Raw genomic sequence first — 20,549 nt, forward strand, 5'->3', positions numbered from 1 at the left:
TAATTCAAATCAAAAATCGTTAACCAACAATCTTTGATCCTTTTTTCCTTTCAAAATAAACTCCTCCTATTAACAACAACAGCATACCTACTCCACTTATCAGTGTAATGGTACTTCCTGTTTTAATTACTTCGGGTTCAAATTTGAATTCTACCGTATGAACTCCTTTAGGAAGCATCATCCCTCTTAAAACATAATTCACAGGAAAATGATCTGTTTTTTCACCGTCAACATAAGCATTCCACCCATTTGGATAATAAATTTCAGAAAAAACAGCTAAACCTCCATCCTTACTTTCTGACAGGTATTTAATATAATTAGGCTTGTACACTCGCAACTGAATTTTCCCTGTGGTATCCATATTGCGTTTTAAACGGGCGTTTTTAAATTTATCTCTATGCAACTGCATATTAAAAACAGCCACTTTTTTTGTATTCAAATGTTCCAATGCTTTCATTTCAGCATTGGCATTATTTACTAATTTAACATCACTAACAAACCAGGCATTTCCGTTGGCATCAGGATTATAAACCGGAAATTCTTTTCCTTCTTTATCGGTTTGAATCACATATTTTACGTTCAACATATTTAAAATCTCCAAATTATTTTTAGCAATTTGATAATCAAATAATTGTTGTACTCTGCGTGGTTTAGCTGCATGATAACCTCCAATAGATTTATGAAAATAGGATGCTCTGGCGCTGGAGAAGTTTCCATTTACTTCAAAAACACGGTAATGTGAAGAATCTTTTAATATTTGAGCATCGGCTGGAGTTTCCTGAAAAGGCACCTCAACCTCTCTTTTACTCACAAAATCCTTAGCCGAAACATACTTTTTATCAACAAAAAACAAATCGGAAACCATAAATAAACCAACCAGAATGATGGCGGTATTTTGAGCAATTTTGTTTTTAATAAGCATCCACAAAACGCCGGCTGTCAAAATAATCAGAAAGGCGGAGCGCAATAAATCGGCACTAAACAAAGTCTTTCTGTCGTTTTTAAGCGCATCAACAAAACTAGGCCCATAACTTTCGGTAAAATAACTATCACTGGCTCCTGAGAAACTAAACATCCCTTTGGAAAGAAACAAAATCACGATTGTTCCAATCACAATAGCTGTTGACTGCCACAAAGCTTGCCATTGTTCTTTTTTATCGGCCTTAAAAAAAGATTGTAATCCCATAACGGCAAGGACAGGAAAGCATAATTCTAAAATGACCTGAATAGACGAAACCGCTCTAAACTTATTGTACATTGGTACATAATCAATAAAGAAATCCGTTAAAGCCGGGAAATTCTTCCCCCAGGAAAGCAACAAAGCTACCACTGCTCCCGAAAGAAACACATATTTTATTTTTCTTTCGTCTATAATCAAAGCCAGAATTCCTAAAAAGAAAACCACCACACCTATATAAGCCGGAGCAGCTACAATAGGCTGATCTCCCCAATAGGTTGGCATCCCGCTAACAAAATCAGCTGCCTGACCAGCAGGAACACCCTGACTAATCATAAAATCATACATACTGCTATCGGTTCCTAAACTTTCACTATTAGAACCTCCGAAAAGTCTTGGTGCAATCAAATTGAAACTTTCCATAACTCCGTAACTATACTCCGTAATATAATCACGGGTCATCGCACTGGTGTCGGTATTCTTCGATCCATCGGGGTTAAAAGTCAGCTCGCTTTTTCCACGGGTACTAAAATCAGCATATTCGGCTGTAGCCAATAAATTAGTAGCATTGGCACCAATAGCTAAAATTCCTGCAACAGCTAAAACTCCAATTGCCGTAAAAAACGATTTATATTCTTTTTCTTTTATAAAATTAAAAGTAAAATATGCCGAAAGAATCAACAGAAAAATCAACAAATAATAGGTCATCTGAAAGTGATTGGCATTAATTTCTAAAGCCGTAGCTATCATTGTAAGCAATCCTCCAACAACATATTTTTTTCTATAAACCAATATAAAACCGGCTATTACCAATGGCATATAAGCGATGGCATGAGCTTTGGCATTGTGACCAACACCTAAAATAATGATTAGATAAGTAGAGAAACCAAAGGCAATGGCTCCAAAAAAAGCTTTTAAAGGATCGGTTTTTAAGACCAACAACAATCCATAAAACCCTAAAAAGTATAGAAATAAATAATCTGCCGGACGCGGTAAAAAACGCAATACATCATCGATTGCCCCTATAAAGTCATAAGGATATTTAGCACCCAATTGATAAGTTGGCATCCCCCCAAAAGCAGAATTTGTCCAGTAAGGCTCTACTTTCTCGGCAGCTCTAAAATCATTTTGTTCCTTCGCCATACCCGTATATTGGGCAATATCCGATTGAAAAATTTGTTTTCTTTGAAGTACCGGGTAAAAATAAATTAGTGAAACTAATACAAAACCAAGAATGGCAATAGCGTGCGGGTAAAACCTATTAAGTATTTTCAATTTTCGGGAATTTTATTAAAATATGAATTTCTGTGTGCGACAAATTTAATCTATTTCTTCGTAATCCACATAATCTCCTACTTTTTTGGTCTCCCGAGGTTGTTTTACGTTTTGAGTATTGTAAATAGAGGTTTCTCCTTCCTTAGTATTTTGCTGGAAATCCTGATACTGACGTTGTTGTTGCTGCATATTTTCGCCCGCTTTTTCCACTACTTTTTTAATCAGCAGCGGTAAAAACAATTTCGCTAAAAATCTAAAAATATAATAGAAAGCGATGATATAAAATAATGTTTTTATAAATCCTGTAAATGATGCTTCTTGCATAATCAAAATAATTTTTAGCAAAATTAATAAATCCATCCCGAAATTTCGGGACAAAATTGGAATATCATTCTTAAATAAATAATAAAATATAGTACATTTGGAAAGCCTATTACTTTTAAAATCCAAACATCATGTCTCAATTTAAAATTTTATTAGTCTTAGCTATAAGTCTTTTAGCCAATTACAATTACGCTCAACATACCGACGAGATTAATTCCAACAGACCCGGCGAGACCATGTCGGCTTATGCAGTTGGGAAATCGGTAATACAGGTAGAAACCGGTATTTACGGCATTCAGGAAAGTCATCGATTGCTGGGATACGATGCTAACGGCTATGGAGCCGACCTTACTTTACGCTACGGATTTTTGATGGAAAAACTAGAAGTAATTGCTGATCTTCAATATCAGAATCAGGATTTTGTAAATGGTTTTGATCAATACACCAAATCAAACTTAAAACAAACGGTTTTAGGAGCCAAATACCTGATTTATGATCCTTATAAAAATTACGAAAAAAAGATTAACGTTTATAGCTGGAAAGCCAATCATGCTTTTAATTGGCGTCAATTAATTCCCGCAGTTTCTGTTTTTGCAGGTGCTAATTTGACGTTGAAAAACAATCCCTATGCTTTTTCTCCCGATGCGATGATTTCGCCAAAAGCCATGTTGATTACTCAAAATCATTTAGGTGACGGTTCCTGGGTTTTTGTAACCAATATCATTGCCGATTACATTGGAACCGATTATCCCAGTTATGGCTACATCATTACTTTAACCAAAGGAATTAGCCGAAAATGGTCCGGATTCATAGAAAATCAAGGATACAAAAGCGATTTTTACAGCGATGCCGTTATGCGTGGCGGAGCTGCTTTTTTACTAAACAAAAACATGCAAATAGACGCTTCCATAAGCCATAATTTAAAAGACACGCCAAGTATTTTCTATGGAGGCGTTGGTTTTTCATGGCGATATGACACTAATTACAAAGAAGTCCGAATCAACCTGGACGACGCTCCTTCGCAACCCAGATCAGTTCGAAAAGCAGCCAAAAGAGATCAAAAACGAAAAGACGCAATAGAATAAAGAAACCACATACAATGATTACAGTAAAAGAAATTACAACCAAAAAAGAACTAACCGAATATATTAAATTCCCTTTTTCCTTATACAAAGACAATGAATTCTGGGTTCCGCCATTAATTGCGGACGAATTAGAAACTTTTGACAAAACTAAAAATCCGGCTTTTGAAAATGCCGAAGCTTATTTTTACCTCGCCTACAAAAACAACGAAATTGCGGGCCGTATTACCGCTATTATCAATTGGGCAGAAGTAAACGGACAGCAAAAGAAAAAAGTGCGTTTTGGCTGGTTTGATGTTATTAACGACATCAACGTAACCGAAGCTTTACTGGAAAAAGTATATGAATTAGGCCGAAAAAATGACTTGGAATATGTTGAAGGTCCAATGGGATTTTCAAATCTGGACAAAGTTGGGGTCTTAACCGAAGGCTTTGACCAACTGGGCACCATGATTACCTGGTACAACCATCCGTATTACGCAAATCATTTTGAACAACTAGGCTATGTGGTTGAAAAAGAATACATCGAAAGTAAATTTCCTTTTTCAAACGTGCAACCTGAGTTTTTCCAAAAAGCAAACGAGTTAGTTAAAAAGCGTTACCAGTTAAAAGCTTTGAACTTTAAATCGACTAAGGAAATCATGCCTTATGTGGACAAGATGTTTGATTTATTCAATACTTCTTATGCTAATTTATCTTCCTTTGTCGCTATATCCGACGTGCAAAAAGAATATTTTAAAAAGAAATACATCAGCTTCATTAATCCGGAGTACATCAAATTTGTTGAAGACAAAGACCAGAATATCATTGCATTCAGTATTGTAATGCCTTCTTTTTCCAGAGCCTTACAAAAAGCTAACGGAAAGTTATTTCCTTTTGGACTGTTTTATTTGCTAAAAGCAAAAAAACACAGCAAAGACGTACTTTTCTACTTAATTGGAGTACACCCGGAATACCAAAACAAGGCAGTAACAGCAGTTATTTTTAACGAATATTACGAAACTTTTAGAGCAAAAGGCATCGAAAACTGTTTCAGAACCCCTGAACTGGCCGACAACGTAGCTATTCACAATCTTTGGAAACATTTTGACCCAAAAGTACATTGTCGTAGAAAAACTTTCAGAAAAGATCTTTAATATTATATTTTGTCACACTGAGCTTGTCGAAGTACATCACTAGGCTAAAAAGTCTTCGACAAGCTTAGACTGACATCAAACAAAAAAAAATCCATTCACCTCGATGAATGGATTTTTGTTATAAACTAATTTTCACTGTTCACTAAAAACTGAACACTGAACACTATTTCTATGCTTCTGCATCAACATTAACTGTAGTCTTCTCAGCAATAGCCTTATAAGTTCCGTTTACTAATTTCTCACGGATAGCTTCAAAAGCAGTCAATGTTTCATTAATATCTTCAATAGTATGTGAAGCCGTAGGAATCATACGCAACAAGATAATTCCTTTTGGAATAACAGGATAAACAACAATAGACAAGAAAATACCGTAGTTCTCTCTCAAGTCGTTTACCATCACCATTGCTTCAGGAATACTTCCTTCAAGGTACACAGGAGTAATACAAGTATTAGTATCCCCAATGTTGAATCCTTTTTCTTTTAAACCATTTTGCAATGCATTAACATTCACCCAAAGTTTATCTTTAATCTCAGAAGACTTACGCAATAACTCCAAACGTTTCAAAGAACCAATAGTTTGAATCATTGGCAACGCCTTAGCAAACATTTGTGAACGTAAGTTGTATTTTAAATAATCAATAACATCTTTATCAGCAGCTACAAAAGCTCCAATGTTAGCCATCGATTTTGCAAAAGTCGAGAAATAAACATCAATTCCGTCCTGACAACCTTGCTCCTCACCTGCTCCGGCACCTGTTTTTCCAAGTGTACCAAAACCGTGCGCATCATCAACTAACAAACGGAAATTGTATTTCTCTTTCATCGCAACAATTTCTTTCAACTTTCCTTGTTGCCCACGCATTCCAAAAACACCTTCGGTAATAAATAAAATTCCTCCTCCGGTTTCTTTAGCCATTTTAGTAGCACGTTGCAGGTTTTTCTCCATGCTCTCTAAATCATTGTGCTTATACGTAAAACGCTTACCCATGTGCAAACGAACCCCGTCAATAATGCAAGCGTGCGAATCTACATCATACACAATAATATCATTCTTAGTAACCAAAGCATCTATAATAGACACCATTCCCTGATAACCAAAATTCAATAAATAAGCTGATTCTTTCATTACAAATTCAGCCAATTCTTTTTCTAATTGTTCGTGATAAGTAGTATGCCCACTCATCATACGAGCACCCATTGGGTAGGCAGCACCAAACTGAATTGCAGCATCAGTATCAGCCTGACGTACTTCAGGATGATTCGCTAAACCTAAATAGTCATTCAAACTCCAGTTCAAAATATCTTTTCCAGCAAACTTCATTCTAGGTCCTAGTTCTCCCTCTAATTTTGGAAATACAAAATATCCTTCTGCTTGCGAAGCCCATTTTCCTAACGGTCCTTTATTGCTCTGAATTCTTTCGAATAAATCTTTTACCATACTATCGTGATGTAATAACATTAATTTTAACAGTTTGCAAAAATAATTATTTAAATTTTATTAGCGGCTTTTAAGCTGAATTTATTTTTAGGAGCTATTTACGCCAGTGCATTCATTAACTTTTTCACCCGCTGTCCGCTATATCTCTTATGCCTCGTTAAAGAAACGAGCCACAAGAGGATGCCGCTTCCATCGGGGCTATTAGAGAAAGATTCATTTCCAAAACGACTGATTATAAAAAAAACACCTATTCTTTGTAAGAAAAAATAAATATATTTGAAAAACATAAAACGAAACAAACATTCATCATTCTATACAATTTTAGGCAGATATAAAAAGTTTTATTAGCCTATAGATGAGTTGACCAATATTTTACCTCAGAAAACAAAAAAATGAAAGAAATTATAAGCTCTATATTAGATTCTACAAAAGATAGATTAAAAAATCCATTATTAGGATCATTTGTTTTCTCTTGGTTAATTTTTAACTGGAAGCCTTTATTTTACATTCTATTTTCAAAAAATTCTATTGAAAATAAAATTGATTTTATCACAGAATGTTATGGCTCAATAAATAATAATTTTTGGTTTCCATTAATATTTTCAATCTTTTACATTGTTTTGTTCCCATATATTTTATGGGGATTTGATAAATTATCTTCGAAAGCAATTATTGGTAGAAAAGACAATGTTCTAGACTTAAATATTTCAGATATCAAGAACAAACAAAAAATAGCTTTTGAAGAAAGTGAATTAGAAAATATAAAAGCATCTTACAGAGATAAAGCAGATTTAAATAAAAAAATCGAAATTCTCAATAATCAACTAACTGAAAAAGATGAAATAATCAACATCCAAAATATTGAATTAAATCAAATAAAAAATGACCAAGCTCGCTTAAGAGATTTTATAAAAACCAATAATGATTCTGATTTAAGTGAGAATGAAAAAGTTAATTTACAAAATCAATTTTTAGAATTCAAAAATTCAGATATATATAGATTTTTCAGAGAAATTGGAACTGGTATAAGCCGAAGAAGCTCATTACCAAATAACATTGATGATTTGGTTATCGAAAAATATAGACATTTTGAAATTATTAAAGAAGTTCGTGATGAAGAGAACAATAGGTTATATTATAAATTCACACCTAAAGGAGAATCTTTTTGGAAACAATTTATAATGAGTATAAGAATTACGGATAAATCAAATGAAAAAGAAGAAGATGATTTACCCTTCTAACCCAGCTCGCGCGAGCGTCATAACAATGAAACAAACCCCAAAACAAACTTTACGAAGCTGCGAAAAAGACCATCAATACTACAAGAGTAGCGACTGTCCGGTTTGTCCTGTTTGTGAATCAGAAAGAAAACCTCTCCAAGGTTTTTTATCTTTGTTATCGGCTCCTGCCAGAAGAGTATTAGAAAATAAAGAAATTACCACTTTAGAAAAATTAGCAGAGTATAGCGAAAAAGAACTTTTAGCACTTCATGGTTTTGGCAAAAGTTCCATTCCTAAACTACTGTCGGCATTAGAAAAAGAAAATTTAGCTTTTAAAAAAGAATATGAATAATACGAAATACAATATTCATATAAACTTATGAGTATTTTTATCTCACGCAGATATAGCAAATTATAGCAGATAAAAGATCTGGAAAAACTGGGTGCAATTTTAACTAAATATTCAATTTTCAAAAACCTATCAAATTTTCTCAAAAAACACAGAAAAACCACCCCGTCTTTCAGACACCCCTCCAAAGGAGGGAAAACCACACACCTTCCCCTCCTTTGGAGGGGTGCCCGGAGGGCGGGGTGGTTAATTCAGTATTAATAAACTACAAGGAATTTCAGATAATCCATTAAAAAAACTACAAAATCTGCGTGCCATTAAAAATCTAAATTTGACAACCTTCAAAAAGTTGTCAAATTTTCTAAAAAAAGGAAAAAATAATGAACAACCACAAAGTCTTCAAAATGCCCTTTGCGTCAGTTTATCCGCATTACATTGCTAAAGCGGAGAAAAAAACACGTACTAAACAGGAAGTAGATGAAATTATATTTTGGCTCACAGGCTATAACGAGCAAAATTTACAACACATACTGGACAACAAAACCGACTTTGAGACTTTCTTTACTCAGGCACCACAAATTAACCCAAATGTTGCTAAAATCACTGGCGTTATTTGCGGTTATCGTGTCGAGGAAATCGAAAACCCACTGATGCAGCAAATTCGTTACTTAGATAAATTGATTGACGAATTAGCTAAAGGAAAGGCAATGGATAAAATTTTGAGGAAATAAAAATCAAAACGCTCATTCAAAAGCTGGCATTAACAAAACTTTAAAAGACAGTGCAGGACATTTTCAGAATAAAGAATTACTATCTTTAGCACTCAAAATAAATGTCATGCCACAAAACACTAAAGAACTTAAATTAGCCGTATTAATTGATGCCGACAATGTTCCATACAGCAATGTAAAAGGCATGATGGAAGAAATTACTAAATACGGAACTCCCACCACCAAACGTATCTATGCCGACTGGACTAAACCCAATGCCAATGGCTGGAAAGCGGTTTTACTGGAACATGCCATTACACCCATCCAACAATACAGCTATACTACCGGCAAAAATTCTTCTGATTCTGCGTTGATTATCGATGCGATGGACTTATTATATTCCGGAAAACTAGACGGTTTTTGTATTGTTTCCAGCGATAGCGATTTTACTCGTCTGGCTATTCGATTGAGAGAATCAGGTATGAAAGTCATTGGAATTGGTGAACAAAAAACACCTAAACCGTTTATTAGTGCCTGCGACCGATTTATTTTCCTCGAAGTTTTAGACGGTGCTATCAAGAAAAAAGCAACCAAAACAGTAATTGAGACCAAAAAACCGGTTGAAAAAACGACAACAGTAAAAGTAACAGAGAAACCAACTCAAAAACCGCTCAACAAAATTGACGAACCCACTATCGAATTAATAGAATCCACCATTGAAGACTTGGCTGACGACGCTGGCTGGGCATTCCTGGGCGATGTAGGAAATCTGATTGTGAAGAAAAAACCGGAATTTGACCCACGAAACTATGGCTTTCCAAAACTCACTCCGATGCTCAAATCATTGACCGACATTCTGGAAATCGACGAAAGAGATTCGGACAAAAAAGGAATCAAACACGTATATGTTCGTTTATTATTCAGTTAAACACATCCTAACACAAGTTTTACACTTCTGATTTTAAGTATTTCAATTTTTTTATCATGAGAAAAGAATTTTTTATCATTGGTACAGGACTTTTTATCCTAAGTCTTGCTGCGCATTTTCTATTCAAAACCAGTCTTTTAATCGCTATTTCTATTTTCATTCTGTTAATCATTGGGATTTTCAATAGTATGCAACACAAACACAGCATTCTTAGAAATTTTCCGGTTTTAGGATATTTCAGATATATGTTTGAAGAAATAGCTCCTGAAATCCAGCAATATTTCATTGAAAGAACTACCGACGGAAAACCTTTTTCCAGAAACGAACGTTCGCTAGCCTATCGCCGTGCTAAAAACATTAGCGACACTACACCTTTTGGAACCCAACTGGACATTAACACTTCTTCTTACGAAGGTTTAAAACATTCTATTTTTCCGGCAAAAGTAAACCATGAATTACCTCGTGTAAGCATTGGTGGTGCTGATTGCACACAACCCTATTCGGCTTCATTATTTAATATTTCGGCAATGAGTTTTGGCTCTTTAAGCGAAAATGCCATTGTTGCTTTGAACAAAGGGGCGCAAAAAGGAAATTTCTATCACAATACCGGTGAAGGCGGACTGACCCAATACCATTTACAAGGAGGTGATGTCACCTGGCAAATTGGTACCGGTTATTTTGGTTGCCGCAATGAGGAAGGAAATTTTGATGCTGAAAAATTTGCCAAAAAAGCCAATCATCCTTTTGTAAAAATGATTGAAATAAAACTGTCTCAGGGAGCCAAACCGGGACACGGAGGCGTATTACCCGCAGCTAAAAACACCGAAGAAATTGCTGAAATTAGAGGTGTAAAACCACATACTGAAATCCTTTCGCCACCCTGCCATACCGCTTTTGACTCACCCAAGGGCTTAATCGAATTTGTTGCCCGCCTTCGGAATTTATCCAACGGAAAACCCATTGGATTCAAACTCTGCATTGGTCAAACTTCAGAATTTGAAGCCATTTGTCAGGAAATGATGGAACAAAATTGCTATCCCGATTTTATAACCGTCGATGGTGCCGAAGGTGGTACAGGTGCAGCTCCTTTAGAATTTTCAGACGGTGTAGGTATGCCTTTAGAACCCGCTCTAATCTTTGTAAACAAAACGCTCATCCGATTAAACATTCGCGATAAAATACGTATTATTTGTAGTGGAAAAATCATTTCAGGTCATGCCATTTTGAAAGCCATTGCCTTGGGAGCTGATTTATGTAATAGTGCCCGTGGATTTATGTTTTCATTGGGTTGCATTCAGGCTTTGCGCTGCAACACTAACAAATGCCCGGTAGGAATAGCAACTCAGGACCGAATGCTGGAAAAAGGTTTAGTAATTGAGGATAAATTTGAAAGAGTGTATCATTTTCACAAAAACACCCTTCATGCCGCCAACGAATTGCTGGCTGCAGCAGGAAAAACAAATTACACTGAAGTAGATGTATCGCTATTTATGCGTGGCAATGAATTTACCCATTTATCCGATTTGTATTTTCCGGACAATTTAAGCAATGTGACCAAGCATTAAAAAAAAAAGGAGGGCTATTAAAGCCCTCCAAAATTGGTTTTGATTTACTATCTCTCAACTTATAATTAACTAAATTCTGCTGCTGATTGTGCTTTCATTTTCTACCCAAATTAACATACACACATAATGAATCAAAACCACAGTATAAAGATACAACTATTAACTAAAAAAGCAATAGCTCTAGTGAAAATTTAATACATAATTAACTTAAAAACAACACATTACAAACTATTACTGTTGCATTAATTCTTTTCAACAATGCTATTCAGCTACAGTTATAAAAGACATTAAATCACCTAAAACTAAACTTTGGTAAAAGATATTCTGTAAACATACTTATCTCCATCAATAGTTTCTGAAAATTTTACTTTTAAAGTAGAAGCAGTTATGCTTACTATTTCATAAGAAGTAGCTCCTTCCTCTGTTACGATAGTCACAATAGCTCCATCTTTTGACCATTCCCCAACATACTCGTCTAAGTCACAATCTATTTCGCTGTAAAATCCCTCAACATAAATTCCCCCTGATTTTAACTCTACAAAATCTTTTGGACAACCAGTACTATTATCATAATTTTCTTCCGGGTATTTCACACCATTAATTTCTTCGGATATTTTATTGAAATTCCATTTTCCTTCAATCGAAGCAGTAGCTGGATTTGGATTATCATCATCATTGCAAGAAAAAAGAAGAGCCGTGACAAAAACTAAAACTATCACCATTAAAGTAGTTACTTTTCTCATAATCTTTTGTTTTAAATTAAACAATTCACCTTAAAAAAAACACCATCTAATTTACGACACAAACAACTAACATACAATTAAATACACAATAAAAACAACAAAATTCATCATCTTTTTTTCTCCATTCAATCCTTATCAATCTTCCTATTACAGCTATAAAAAATAACTACATTTGCATAAAATTATCAATAAAAACAACTATGAAATTAGTATTCGCTTCAAATAACAAAAATAAAATCAAAGAAATCCAACAACTACTTCCCGATTCAATTGAAATTTTAAGTCTGGAAACAATTGGTTGCCATGAAGAAATTCCCGAAACTTCCGATACCATTGAAGGCAATGCCGTGCTTAAAGCTAATTATGTAACTGAAAAATACGGTTACGACTGTTTTGCCGATGATACTGGTCTTGAAGTAGAAGCTTTAAACGGAGAACCTGGTGTGTATTCGGCACGATATGCCGGAGAACAGCGTAATGCCGAAGACAATATGGATTTATTATTAAAAAATTTAGTTGGGCAAAATAATCGAACAGCACAATTCAAAACCGTTATTGCTTTAAATCTTAACGGAACACAGCAACTGTTTACAGGAATTGCCAAAGGAAAAATTACTACTGAGAAATCAGGAAATCAGGGATTTGGTTATGATCCCATTTTTCAGCCCGAAGGATTTCAGGAAACCTTTGCCGATTTATCATTGGAAACCAAAAACCAAATTAGCCACAGAGGAAAAGCAACTCAATTGCTGATTTCATATTTAAACGAAATAAAGTAATCAATCTTAAATTTGACTATAAAAAAAGGGGGCTATTAAAGCCCCCACTTTGTGGTTTTGATTTATCATTATCAACTTATACATATACCAGCATAGCTGACTATTGAAATATTTATCTCACGTAGAAGATTAATACTTTCAAGTAATTAATCGAAACCACGTAGTAAAGATACAAAAAAATATCTTTTAACAATTTAAAAAACAACACATTAACCAATAATTAACATTCACTTTTTTTAAGCAACAAACAAGAAGGTCTTTATTGTTTAATATCTCTTGTTAAAAATCAATCTTACCAATTCCAAATTTTAGTTTTCGAATCCAAAAAAAAACCGAAAATCCATCACCAAATCATCTCAGGAGGAAAAAAACACCTCATTATTATCTTTTTTAAGTGCACTAAAATAATTGTTTGAAATCCAACATTTTTATTCGTTTTTATTACAAAGACCCTCAATAATTACTGCAAAAAACTGAAAACCGAAAGTCTTGAATTTAGTTTAAAAACATAACTTTCTGATAATCAAAAGATACTAAATCATTAAAACTTAGAATTGCATTAGTTTATATGGATTATTAACAGTAATTTTGCACCCTATTTTAAAAATACATATGAATAAATTTGAACAATTAGGATTAAGCGAATCGTTACTGAAGGCGATTATTGATCTAGGATTTGAGAATCCGTCAGAAGTACAGGAGAAAGCGATTCCCCTATTATTGGAAAAAGATACAGATTTAGTTGCGTTGGCTCAGACTGGGACAGGGAAAACGGCAGCTTTTGGTTTTCCAGTTATCCAAAAAATTGATGCCGACAATAGAAATACGCAGGCGTTGATTTTATCTCCAACGCGCGAGCTTTGCTTACAGATAACCAACGAACTTAAAAACTACTCTAAATACGTAAAAGATATTAATGTGGTAGCAGTTTATGGAGGAGCTAGTATTACAGAACAAGCGAGAGACATTAAAAGAGGAGCACAAATTATTGTGGCTACTCCAGGTAGAATGCAGGACATGATTAACAGAGGATTAGTAAATATCACTCAAATTAATTACTGTATTCTTGACGAAGCAGACGAAATGTTGAACATGGGATTCTATGATGATATCGTAAATATCCTTTCAACTACCCCAGACGAGAAAAACACTTGGTTGTTTTCTGCAACTATGCCGGCAGAGGTTGCGAGAATTGGTAAACAATTCATGACTAACCCTGAAGAAATTACTGTTGGTACTAAAAACTCAGGTTCAGCAACGGTTTCTCACGAATTTTACTTAGTAAATGCCCGTGATCGTTACGAAGCTTTAAAACGTTTAGCCGATGCTAACCCGGACATTTTCTCAGTAGTTTTTTGTAGAACAAAACGTGATACACAGGCTATTGCAGAGAAATTAATCGAAGACGGATACAGTGCCGCTGCTTTGCACGGAGATTTATCTCAGGCACAACGTGACGGTGTAATGAAATCGTTCAGAGGAAGACAAATCCAAATGCTTGTTGCAACTGACGTTGCTGCTCGTGGAATTGACGTTGACAATGTAACTCACGTAGTAAACTACCAATTGCCAGACGAAATTGAAACTTACAACCACCGTTCAGGTCGTACAGGTCGTGCAGGTAAATTAGGAACTTCGATAGTGATTGTTACTAAAAGTGAATTGCGTAAAATTTCTTCTATCGAAAGAATCATCAAACAAAAATTTGAAGAAAAAACAATTCCTTCCGGAATCGAAATTTGCGAAATTCAATTATTACACCTAGCTAACAAAATCAAAGATACTGAGGTAGATCACGAAATTGACAACTACTTACCAGCTATTAATGATGTTCTTGAAGGTTTATCGAAAGAAGAATTGATTAAGAAAATGGTTTCGGTAGAATTTAACCGTTTCATCAATTACTATAAGAAAACCAGAGATATTTCTGCTTCAGGTTCTGACAGACGTGAACGTGGTGACGATCGCGCTCCAAGAGAAAACAACAATGGTGGTGCTACACGTTATTTTGTGAACATTGGTTCAAGAGATAACTTCGACTGGATGACATTGAAAGATTATCTGAAAGAAACACTAGACTTAGGTCGTGATGATGTTTTCAAAGTTGACGTAAAAGAAGGTTTCTCTTTCTTCAATACTGATCCGGAACATACTGATAAAGTAATGGATATTTTAAACAACGTGCAACTGGAAGGACGTCGTATCAATGTTGAAATTTCCAAAAATGATGGTGGCGGAAGACGTGACCATAACGGAAGAAATTCTGGTGGAAGACGCGAAGGCGGAAGACGTGAAGGAAATTTTGCTCCAAGAAGAGAAGGCGGATTCAGAAGCGAAAGAAACTCAGCTCCAAGAGAAGGCAGTTTCAGAAGCGAAAGAAGTACAGCTCCTAGAAGAGAAGGTTCTTCTGATAGAGCCCCTAGACGTTCTGAAAGCTTTGGTGATTCATCCAGACCAAGAAGACCAAGAAGAGACTAACAGACCACTGTTAATTTTCTTATAATTAAAATAATAAACTACAAAATATTTAAAGCCGATTTATTACTTTTAAAGTTTTAAACCAGTTTATGAAATATTTTGTAGTTTTCTTTTTTTTAGTACTATCTGCAAGTTCTTTTGCTCAAACAATAACTCCTTCTCAAAAGGTAACAGGTTATATTTACAACGATAATACCAAAACGCCTCTAACAGGAGTTAACATCATAAACATCAACAAAGTAAGAGGTGCTATAACAGACTCCAAAGGTTATTTTGAAATTGATGTTCACCCTACAGATACTTTACATTTCTCCTTTCTAGGATTCCAATCACTAAGAGTTAAAGTAACTAATGACTGGATTAAAAATAAAGTCGCTAAAATCTTCTTAACCGAAAAAGCCATTGCACTGGAAGAAGTAGTCATCAGACCCTTTAACCTAACCGGTTATCTCGAAGTGGATTCTAAAACCATTCCTGTCAATCAAAATTACCGCTATAGCATTTCAGGATTAAATAGTGGCTATGAAGCCGGAGAATATTCACCCGGAGCATTTGGAAAAGTATTGGGATCGATTTTCAATCCTGCTGATATGCTTTATAATTTCTTTGGTAAAAAGTCAACTGAGCTTAAAAAACTCCGGGAAATGAAAAAAGATGATACCGTTAGAAATCTTCTGGAATCTAAATTTGATCGTGAGACATTAGCCGTTTTATTAGGTATCGATAAAAAAGAAATCCCTGAAATACTGCAAAGATGCAATTATTCAGAATCTTTTATTCAAACCGCAAACGACCTTCAAATCATGGATGCCATAAGCGGATGCTATGAACAATACAAGGTATTAAAAAAGAAATAAGATTTCAGAATTCAGATATCAGTCCTCAATTACAAAAGTAGTTGGGGATTCTTTTTTAGATAAAAAGAAAAGCGAACACAATAAGCCCTACATTTACTAAAAAACAACTTCAAAACACAATTACCATGGCAAAAAGTCAAGACGCTAAAAAAACGGTTAAAAAAGAACCGTTAAAAACAGCAAAAGAGAAAAAAGAAGAAAAAAGAGAGAAAAAAAACAGTCCTAAAAGAGACTAAATTTAGTGAGCAGTGTTCAGAATTTAGTATTCAGTTACAAACGAGCTGAAAACTAAATTCTGATTACTGAACACTTTCTTATTTTACTGGAATATTCGCCAAAATTTCCACTAAAAACTTCCAGAATTTTTGAGAAGAAGCAATACTGGCTCTTTCATCAGGTGAATGCGCACCACGGATTGTTGGTCCAAAAGAAATCATATCCATATCAGGATAATTTGCTCCTAAAATCCCGCATTCCAATCCGGCATGACAAGCCACTACTTTAGGCTTTTCTCCGTTTAGTTTTTCATAAATTGGAACCAAGGTTGCTAAAATAGCCGAATCAGGATTCGGTGTCCAACCCGGATAAGAACCTGAAATTTCTACTTCACAGCCCATTAATTCAAAGGCAGAACGCAAATCATTAGCCAAATCAAACTTAGCCGATTCAACCGAAGAACGTGTCAAACATTGCACAGATAATTTTCCTTTACCAACAGCAACTTTAGCAATATTATTCGAAGTTTCCACTAGATTATCAAAATCAGCACTCATTCTATGCACGCCATTAGCAGCCGTTGCCATCGAACGCACAAAATAATATTGCGCCATCGGGGGCATTACTTTTGAAGGTGCTTTTTTTAATTTCTCAAAAACAATTTCTAAGTTAGGTTCGGTAGTTTTTAGTTCGTTTTTAATTTCGCTGACAATTTGCTGCATATCAAAAACAAAAGCCTCATCATAAACTGAAGCAATAACAACCTTTGCCACACTTTCGCGCGGAATGGCATTGCGTAAACTTCCACCGTGAATTTCCGAAATTTGTAAACCAAAATTATCAAAACCATCATATAAAAGTCGGTTCATGATCTTATTAGCATTCCCTAAACCTTTATGAATATCAATCCCCGAATGTCCTCCATTAAGTCCTTTTACGGTAATAGTATATCCCACAGAATGATCCGGAGTTTCCTCCTCATCGTACTCAGCCACAGCCGTAACATCAATTCCTCCTGCACAACCAATATCAATTTCATCATCTTCTTCTGTATCCAAATTCAACAGAATTTCTCCTTGAAGTAAACCTCCTTTTAAGTTCATTGCGCCTGTCATTCCGGTTTCCTCATCAACAGTAAACAAGGCTTCAATAGCAGGGTGTGCAATCGTGGTACTTTCTAAAATACTCATAATTGCAGCCACACCAAGTCCATTATCTGCACCTAAAGTTGTTCCTTTGGCACGTACCCAGTCGCCATCAACATACATTTCGATTCCTTGAGTAGCAAAGTCAAAAACAGTATCGGCATTTTTTTGATGTACCATATCCAAATGTCCCTGTAACACAATTGGCTTACGGTTTTCCATTCCCGCTGTAGCTGGTTTTCGAATAATTACGTTATGAATTTTATCTTCAAAAACTTCTAAACCTAATTTTTCACCAAAGTCTTTTATAAACTCCACAATGCGTTCTTCTTTTTTTGAAGGTCTTGGAACCGCATTCAAATTGGCAAAATTATTCCACAATGCCTTAGGTTCTAAATTCCGTATCTCTTGACTCATATCTTGTATTTTCGATTTAAAAAACTCAAAGTTACAAAGTTTACAATCCTTTTTTAGCATTATAATTGATTATTGTAATTATATTTACGTTTAAAAAAATGTCATTTTGAAACGGAAATACCTACTCCCTTTTTTACTCCTTATTCAGATTTTAATTCTCAAAATAATTCGCTTTTTTCCTGAGACTGTAGAAGCATTTTACAGCAATGGATTCTATCCTTATCTATCGAATTTTCTCAGAATCATTTTAGGCTGGATTCCGTTTTCAATAGGAGATGTATTGTATTTTATGTTGATTGTATTGGCAGTAAAATGGTTTTGGAATAATAGAAAAAACTGGACTCGAAGCAAGGTCGGACAAAACGGTACTAAAGCGAATTGGAAAGACCTATCGTTATCCATTTTAAGCGTACTCTCTGTGTTTTATTTTTTCTTTCATTTTCTTTGGGCAATCAACTATTACAGAATTCCCCTTTTCGAAAAAATGAAAATTGAACGTGATTATTCGGATGCCGATTTATACAATTTTACAAAAAAAATCATTGCTAAAACCAATGAAATTCACGGGCAAATTACCAAAAACGACAGCCTGAAAGTAGTTTTTCCCTACTCAAAAGAAGTCGCTTTTATCAAAAACTTACATGGCTATAAAAATCTAGCCGCTCAATATCCTTTTTTTGCTTATTCGAATTTAAGCATCAAAAAATCGTTATTTAGTTTACCGCTAACCTATATGGGGTTTGGTGGTTATTTGAATCCTTTTACCAATGAAGCTCAAGTGAACTCTTTTATGCCAATGTACAATTTCCCCACAACAAGTTGTCACGAAATGGCACATCAAATGGGTTATGCCAGCGAAAGTGAATGCAATTTCATCGGTTTTTTGGCTTCGGTAAACAATGATAATTTGTACTTTAAATATTCGGGCTATAGCTTTGCATTGCGGTATTGTTTGAACAATTGGTATATTCGAAATGAAACAATTTACAAGGAATTACTAAAAACGATTCACCCAGGCATTTTAAAAAATTACCAGGAAAGTGAAGATTTCTGGATGCAATACCAAACTCCTATTGAAAAAGGATTTCATCTGTTTTATGACCGCTATTTAAAACTAAACCAGCAAAAAGAAGGAATAGACAGTTATAGTAAATTTATTAATTTACTGGTGAATTACTATAAAACAAAAGCGCTGTAAAAATTTCGAATTAGGTTTTCTCTAACAACAAAGCGGTTGCAGTAAGTCCGGGACCAAAAGCCATTGCTAGAACTTTGGTTCCAGAGGCAATTGTATTATCATGAATCATTTCGTCTAAAACATGAGGAATTGTTGATGAGGACATATTTCCGTAACGATACAAAATATCATAAGACCATCTGGCCTGTTCTTTAGAAATCCCTATCGCTTCAACTACATAATCAATAATTTTAGGCCCTCCGGGATGAATTGCAAAGCACATTTTATCTTTTTCATCATCCAGACTAATACCTACTTTTTTACAAAGGTTTTCTAAAAAATGTTTGATGTTTTTTCTAATAAAAACAGGCACTCGTTTAGAAAGTGTCATTAAAAAATTGTATTCTCCTAAATCCCAGGACATATCTTCTAAAGTATCAGGAATAATAACTTCATGCGAAGCTAAAATTCGCATTCCCTGCTTGTCTTCAAAAGTCTTATCCTTTTTAAGAATCTCTTCGTCGCAAAGGGAATAACCAATAAAACCATCGGCAAAAAGTGAACAAATCATCGTATTAGCAGCCGAAAACTCGGTAAGATTCAAATGTGCCGACAGTAATTCGGTATGAACAATATCTACCCTTCCCTTATCCTGACTTGCATACAACAAGCTACTTCCTGTTCTTATAGCCGGAAATGCCCCATAACAACCCATCTGATAGGAATGTGTGACTTTAGTCGTTTCCCAATTTCTTTTAATTACAGCATGCTGAGCAACACTGGGTGAAGAATATCCTGAACAGGTAACATGGATAAGATGTTCCGGCTGAGTTTCATTTTTTGAATAAAATTCATCAAAAACATGATCCATATATTTCTTAAACCACTCCATTCTAACACCTATTTTAGGACCAAACACATCATTGGGGTGCGCCTCCAGGCAAGAAGGTAATGGATAAGCAGAGAATGGAGTCCCATTCATTTTTGTTTCAATAAATTTTTCTACTTCGTCAAAAATCAAAATTTGCCTCTTACTAATATTCTCAGAAGGGATTCCATACTTATCCACCTGCTCAGAAACTTCATCAAATGGCATCAATTGATTGTCTCCTGCCAGAGATTCGGCATGTAACTTTTGAAAATAGTAATATAAAAATTTAGTGTATTGATTGAGTTTTGATTGATCCATCAATTTTCCCAAAATAATTGGGTGAAAATTGAAAATAACAGTACTTTTCATTAATCTGTAATTTTGATTAACAACGAAGCTGTTTTTAGTATTCTTTTAAATACGGACATTGAAAATGCCTGGAGTAATTATATAACTATACCTTAATATTTTAAAAAAATACGCAAAACAAACTAAAAAAAAGTATTGTTACATTGGGGCAATTAAGATAACAATACACCCCCTAAATTCTTGAATAATCTCAAGAATAGCACAATCAACATCTAATTATTATTAAAATAAATTAGACAAAAAAACATTTTTAGAATACTATAAAGTTAAAAAAACTAAATAGGAAAAATTAG

The 20,549-nt window shown here is 34.7% G+C and carries 17 protein-coding genes; 11 read left to right on the forward strand and 6 right to left on the reverse strand.

The features are described from left to right. Positions 1-19 precede the first annotated feature (19 nt). Both FDM27_RS14190 and FDM27_RS14195 read right to left on the reverse strand, forming a co-directional pair. Complete coding sequence (locus FDM27_RS14190; RefSeq protein WP_140487471.1) at positions 20-2,452, reverse strand: YfhO family protein; 2,433 nt, start codon at positions 2,450-2,452, stop codon at positions 20-22. Positions 2,453-2,497: 45 nt separating this feature from the next. Next, a complete protein-coding gene (locus FDM27_RS14195) occupies positions 2,498-2,776 on the reverse strand; it encodes a DUF4834 family protein (protein ID WP_071186089.1) in 279 nt (92 codons plus the stop codon). 131 nt (positions 2,777-2,907) lie between these two features. Between FDM27_RS14195 and FDM27_RS14200 the strand changes: the two genes are divergently transcribed. Both FDM27_RS14200 and FDM27_RS14205 read left to right on the forward strand, forming a co-directional pair. Beyond that, positions 2,908-3,861, forward strand: a complete 954-nt coding sequence (locus tag FDM27_RS14200; protein ID WP_071183681.1) for a transporter — start codon at positions 2,908-2,910, stop codon at positions 3,859-3,861. 14 nt (positions 3,862-3,875) lie between these two features. Continuing rightward, positions 3,876-4,994 carry a GTP cyclohydrolase gene (locus FDM27_RS14205; protein ID WP_140487474.1) on the forward strand — a complete coding sequence of 373 codons (1,119 nt, stop codon included), beginning with the start codon at positions 3,876-3,878 and terminating at the stop codon, positions 4,992-4,994. A gap of 169 nt (positions 4,995-5,163) precedes the next feature. Here the strand turns inward: FDM27_RS14205 and FDM27_RS14210 are convergent, their stop codons facing one another. Continuing rightward, a complete protein-coding gene (locus tag FDM27_RS14210) occupies positions 5,164-6,432 on the reverse strand; it encodes an aminotransferase class I/II-fold pyridoxal phosphate-dependent enzyme (protein ID WP_071186091.1) in 1,269 nt (422 codons plus the stop codon). Between the two features lie 392 nt (positions 6,433-6,824). On the opposite strand from FDM27_RS14210, the gene FDM27_RS14215 reads away from it, so the two are divergent. The 5 genes from FDM27_RS14215 to FDM27_RS14235 all read left to right on the forward strand — a co-directional run bounded on the left by FDM27_RS14215 (position 6,825) and on the right by FDM27_RS14235 (position 11,204). Further along, positions 6,825-7,673 (forward strand): hypothetical protein, encoded by an 849-nt coding sequence (locus tag FDM27_RS14215; protein ID WP_140487476.1) that lies wholly within the window; start codon positions 6,825-6,827, stop codon positions 7,671-7,673. 25 nt (positions 7,674-7,698) lie between these two features. Continuing rightward, positions 7,699-8,004: a DNA-directed RNA polymerase subunit alpha C-terminal domain-containing protein gene (locus FDM27_RS14220; protein WP_140487478.1), complete on the forward strand. Its 306-nt coding sequence runs from the start codon at positions 7,699-7,701 to the stop codon at positions 8,002-8,004. Between the two features lie 401 nt (positions 8,005-8,405). Continuing rightward, positions 8,406-8,732, forward strand: a complete 327-nt coding sequence (locus FDM27_RS14225) for a DUF2200 domain-containing protein (protein ID WP_410503849.1) — start codon at positions 8,406-8,408, stop codon at positions 8,730-8,732. A 106-nt stretch (positions 8,733-8,838) separates the two neighbouring features. After that, entirely contained in the window at positions 8,839-9,639 is an 801-nt protein-coding gene (locus tag FDM27_RS14230) for an NYN domain-containing protein (protein WP_140487482.1), read from the forward strand. 56 nt (positions 9,640-9,695) lie between these two features. Next, complete coding sequence (locus tag FDM27_RS14235) at positions 9,696-11,204, forward strand: FMN-binding glutamate synthase family protein (RefSeq protein WP_140487484.1); 1,509 nt, start codon at positions 9,696-9,698, stop codon at positions 11,202-11,204. Between the two features lie 302 nt (positions 11,205-11,506). On the opposite strand, the gene FDM27_RS14240 is transcribed toward FDM27_RS14235, so the two are convergent. Continuing rightward, a complete protein-coding gene (locus FDM27_RS14240) occupies positions 11,507-11,947 on the reverse strand; it encodes a lipocalin family protein (protein WP_140487486.1) in 441 nt (146 codons plus the stop codon). Positions 11,948-12,147: 200 nt separating this feature from the next. Between FDM27_RS14240 and FDM27_RS14245 the strand changes: the two genes are divergently transcribed. From FDM27_RS14245 to FDM27_RS14255, 3 genes are all read left to right on the forward strand, one after another. Then, positions 12,148-12,726, forward strand: coding sequence for a non-canonical purine NTP diphosphatase (locus tag FDM27_RS14245; RefSeq protein WP_071183691.1), 579 nt, complete (start codon positions 12,148-12,150; stop codon positions 12,724-12,726). Between the two features lie 612 nt (positions 12,727-13,338). Next, positions 13,339-15,204: a DEAD/DEAH box helicase gene (locus tag FDM27_RS14250; RefSeq protein ID WP_140487488.1), complete on the forward strand. Its 1,866-nt coding sequence runs from the start codon at positions 13,339-13,341 to the stop codon at positions 15,202-15,204. Between the two features lie 89 nt (positions 15,205-15,293). After that, positions 15,294-16,061: a carboxypeptidase-like regulatory domain-containing protein gene (locus tag FDM27_RS14255; protein ID WP_071183693.1), complete on the forward strand. Its 768-nt coding sequence runs from the start codon at positions 15,294-15,296 to the stop codon at positions 16,059-16,061. A 314-nt stretch (positions 16,062-16,375) separates the two neighbouring features. Here FDM27_RS14255 and FDM27_RS14265 read toward each other — a convergent pair whose 3' ends face one another. Continuing rightward, positions 16,376-17,839, reverse strand: coding sequence for an aminoacyl-histidine dipeptidase (locus FDM27_RS14265; RefSeq protein WP_140487490.1), 1,464 nt, complete (start codon positions 17,837-17,839; stop codon positions 16,376-16,378). 106 nt (positions 17,840-17,945) lie between these two features. Here FDM27_RS14265 and FDM27_RS14270 point away from each other — a divergent pair, with 106 nt between their 5' ends. Then, positions 17,946-19,037 (forward strand): DUF3810 domain-containing protein, encoded by a 1,092-nt coding sequence (locus tag FDM27_RS14270; RefSeq protein ID WP_140487492.1) that lies wholly within the window; start codon positions 17,946-17,948, stop codon positions 19,035-19,037. 10 nt (positions 19,038-19,047) lie between these two features. Here FDM27_RS14270 and FDM27_RS14275 read toward each other — a convergent pair whose 3' ends face one another. After that, positions 19,048-20,256 carry a 3-oxoacyl-[acyl-carrier-protein] synthase III C-terminal domain-containing protein gene (locus FDM27_RS14275; RefSeq protein ID WP_140487494.1) on the reverse strand — a complete coding sequence of 403 codons (1,209 nt, stop codon included), beginning with the start codon at positions 20,254-20,256 and terminating at the stop codon, positions 19,048-19,050. Positions 20,257-20,549 lie beyond the last annotated feature (293 nt).

This window comes from Flavobacterium sp. GSA192 (assembly GCF_006386525.1).
GTDB lineage: Bacteria > Bacteroidota > Bacteroidia > Flavobacteriales > Flavobacteriaceae > Flavobacterium > Flavobacterium commune.

Excerpts from the sequence above, each read along its gene's own strand:
- FDM27_RS14195 (WP_071186089.1), bottom strand. The coding sequence starts at position 2,776 with ATGCAAGAAGCATCATTTACAGGATTTATAAAAACATTATTTTATATC.
- FDM27_RS14200 (WP_071183681.1), top strand. The coding sequence starts at position 2,908 with ATGTCTCAATTTAAAATTTTATTAGTCTTAGCTATAAGTCTTTTAGCC.
- FDM27_RS14205 (WP_140487474.1), top strand. The coding sequence starts at position 3,876 with ATGATTACAGTAAAAGAAATTACAACCAAAAAAGAACTAACCGAATAT.
- FDM27_RS14210 (WP_071186091.1), bottom strand. The coding sequence starts at position 6,432 with ATGGTAAAAGATTTATTCGAAAGAATTCAGAGCAATAAAGGACCGTTA.
- FDM27_RS14215 (WP_140487476.1), top strand. The coding sequence starts at position 6,825 with ATGAAAGAAATTATAAGCTCTATATTAGATTCTACAAAAGATAGATTA.
- FDM27_RS14220 (WP_140487478.1), top strand. The coding sequence starts at position 7,699 with ATGAAACAAACCCCAAAACAAACTTTACGAAGCTGCGAAAAAGACCAT.
- FDM27_RS14225 (WP_410503849.1), top strand. The coding sequence starts at position 8,406 with ATGCCCTTTGCGTCAGTTTATCCGCATTACATTGCTAAAGCGGAGAAA.
- FDM27_RS14230 (WP_140487482.1), top strand. The coding sequence starts at position 8,839 with ATGCCACAAAACACTAAAGAACTTAAATTAGCCGTATTAATTGATGCC.
- FDM27_RS14235 (WP_140487484.1), top strand. The coding sequence starts at position 9,696 with ATGAGAAAAGAATTTTTTATCATTGGTACAGGACTTTTTATCCTAAGT.
- FDM27_RS14240 (WP_140487486.1), bottom strand. The coding sequence starts at position 11,947 with ATGAGAAAAGTAACTACTTTAATGGTGATAGTTTTAGTTTTTGTCACG.
- FDM27_RS14245 (WP_071183691.1), top strand. The coding sequence starts at position 12,148 with ATGAAATTAGTATTCGCTTCAAATAACAAAAATAAAATCAAAGAAATC.
- FDM27_RS14250 (WP_140487488.1), top strand. The coding sequence starts at position 13,339 with ATGAATAAATTTGAACAATTAGGATTAAGCGAATCGTTACTGAAGGCG.
- FDM27_RS14255 (WP_071183693.1), top strand. The coding sequence starts at position 15,294 with ATGAAATATTTTGTAGTTTTCTTTTTTTTAGTACTATCTGCAAGTTCT.
- FDM27_RS14265 (WP_140487490.1), bottom strand. The coding sequence starts at position 17,839 with ATGAGTCAAGAGATACGGAATTTAGAACCTAAGGCATTGTGGAATAAT.
- FDM27_RS14275 (WP_140487494.1), bottom strand. The coding sequence starts at position 20,256 with ATGAAAAGTACTGTTATTTTCAATTTTCACCCAATTATTTTGGGAAAA.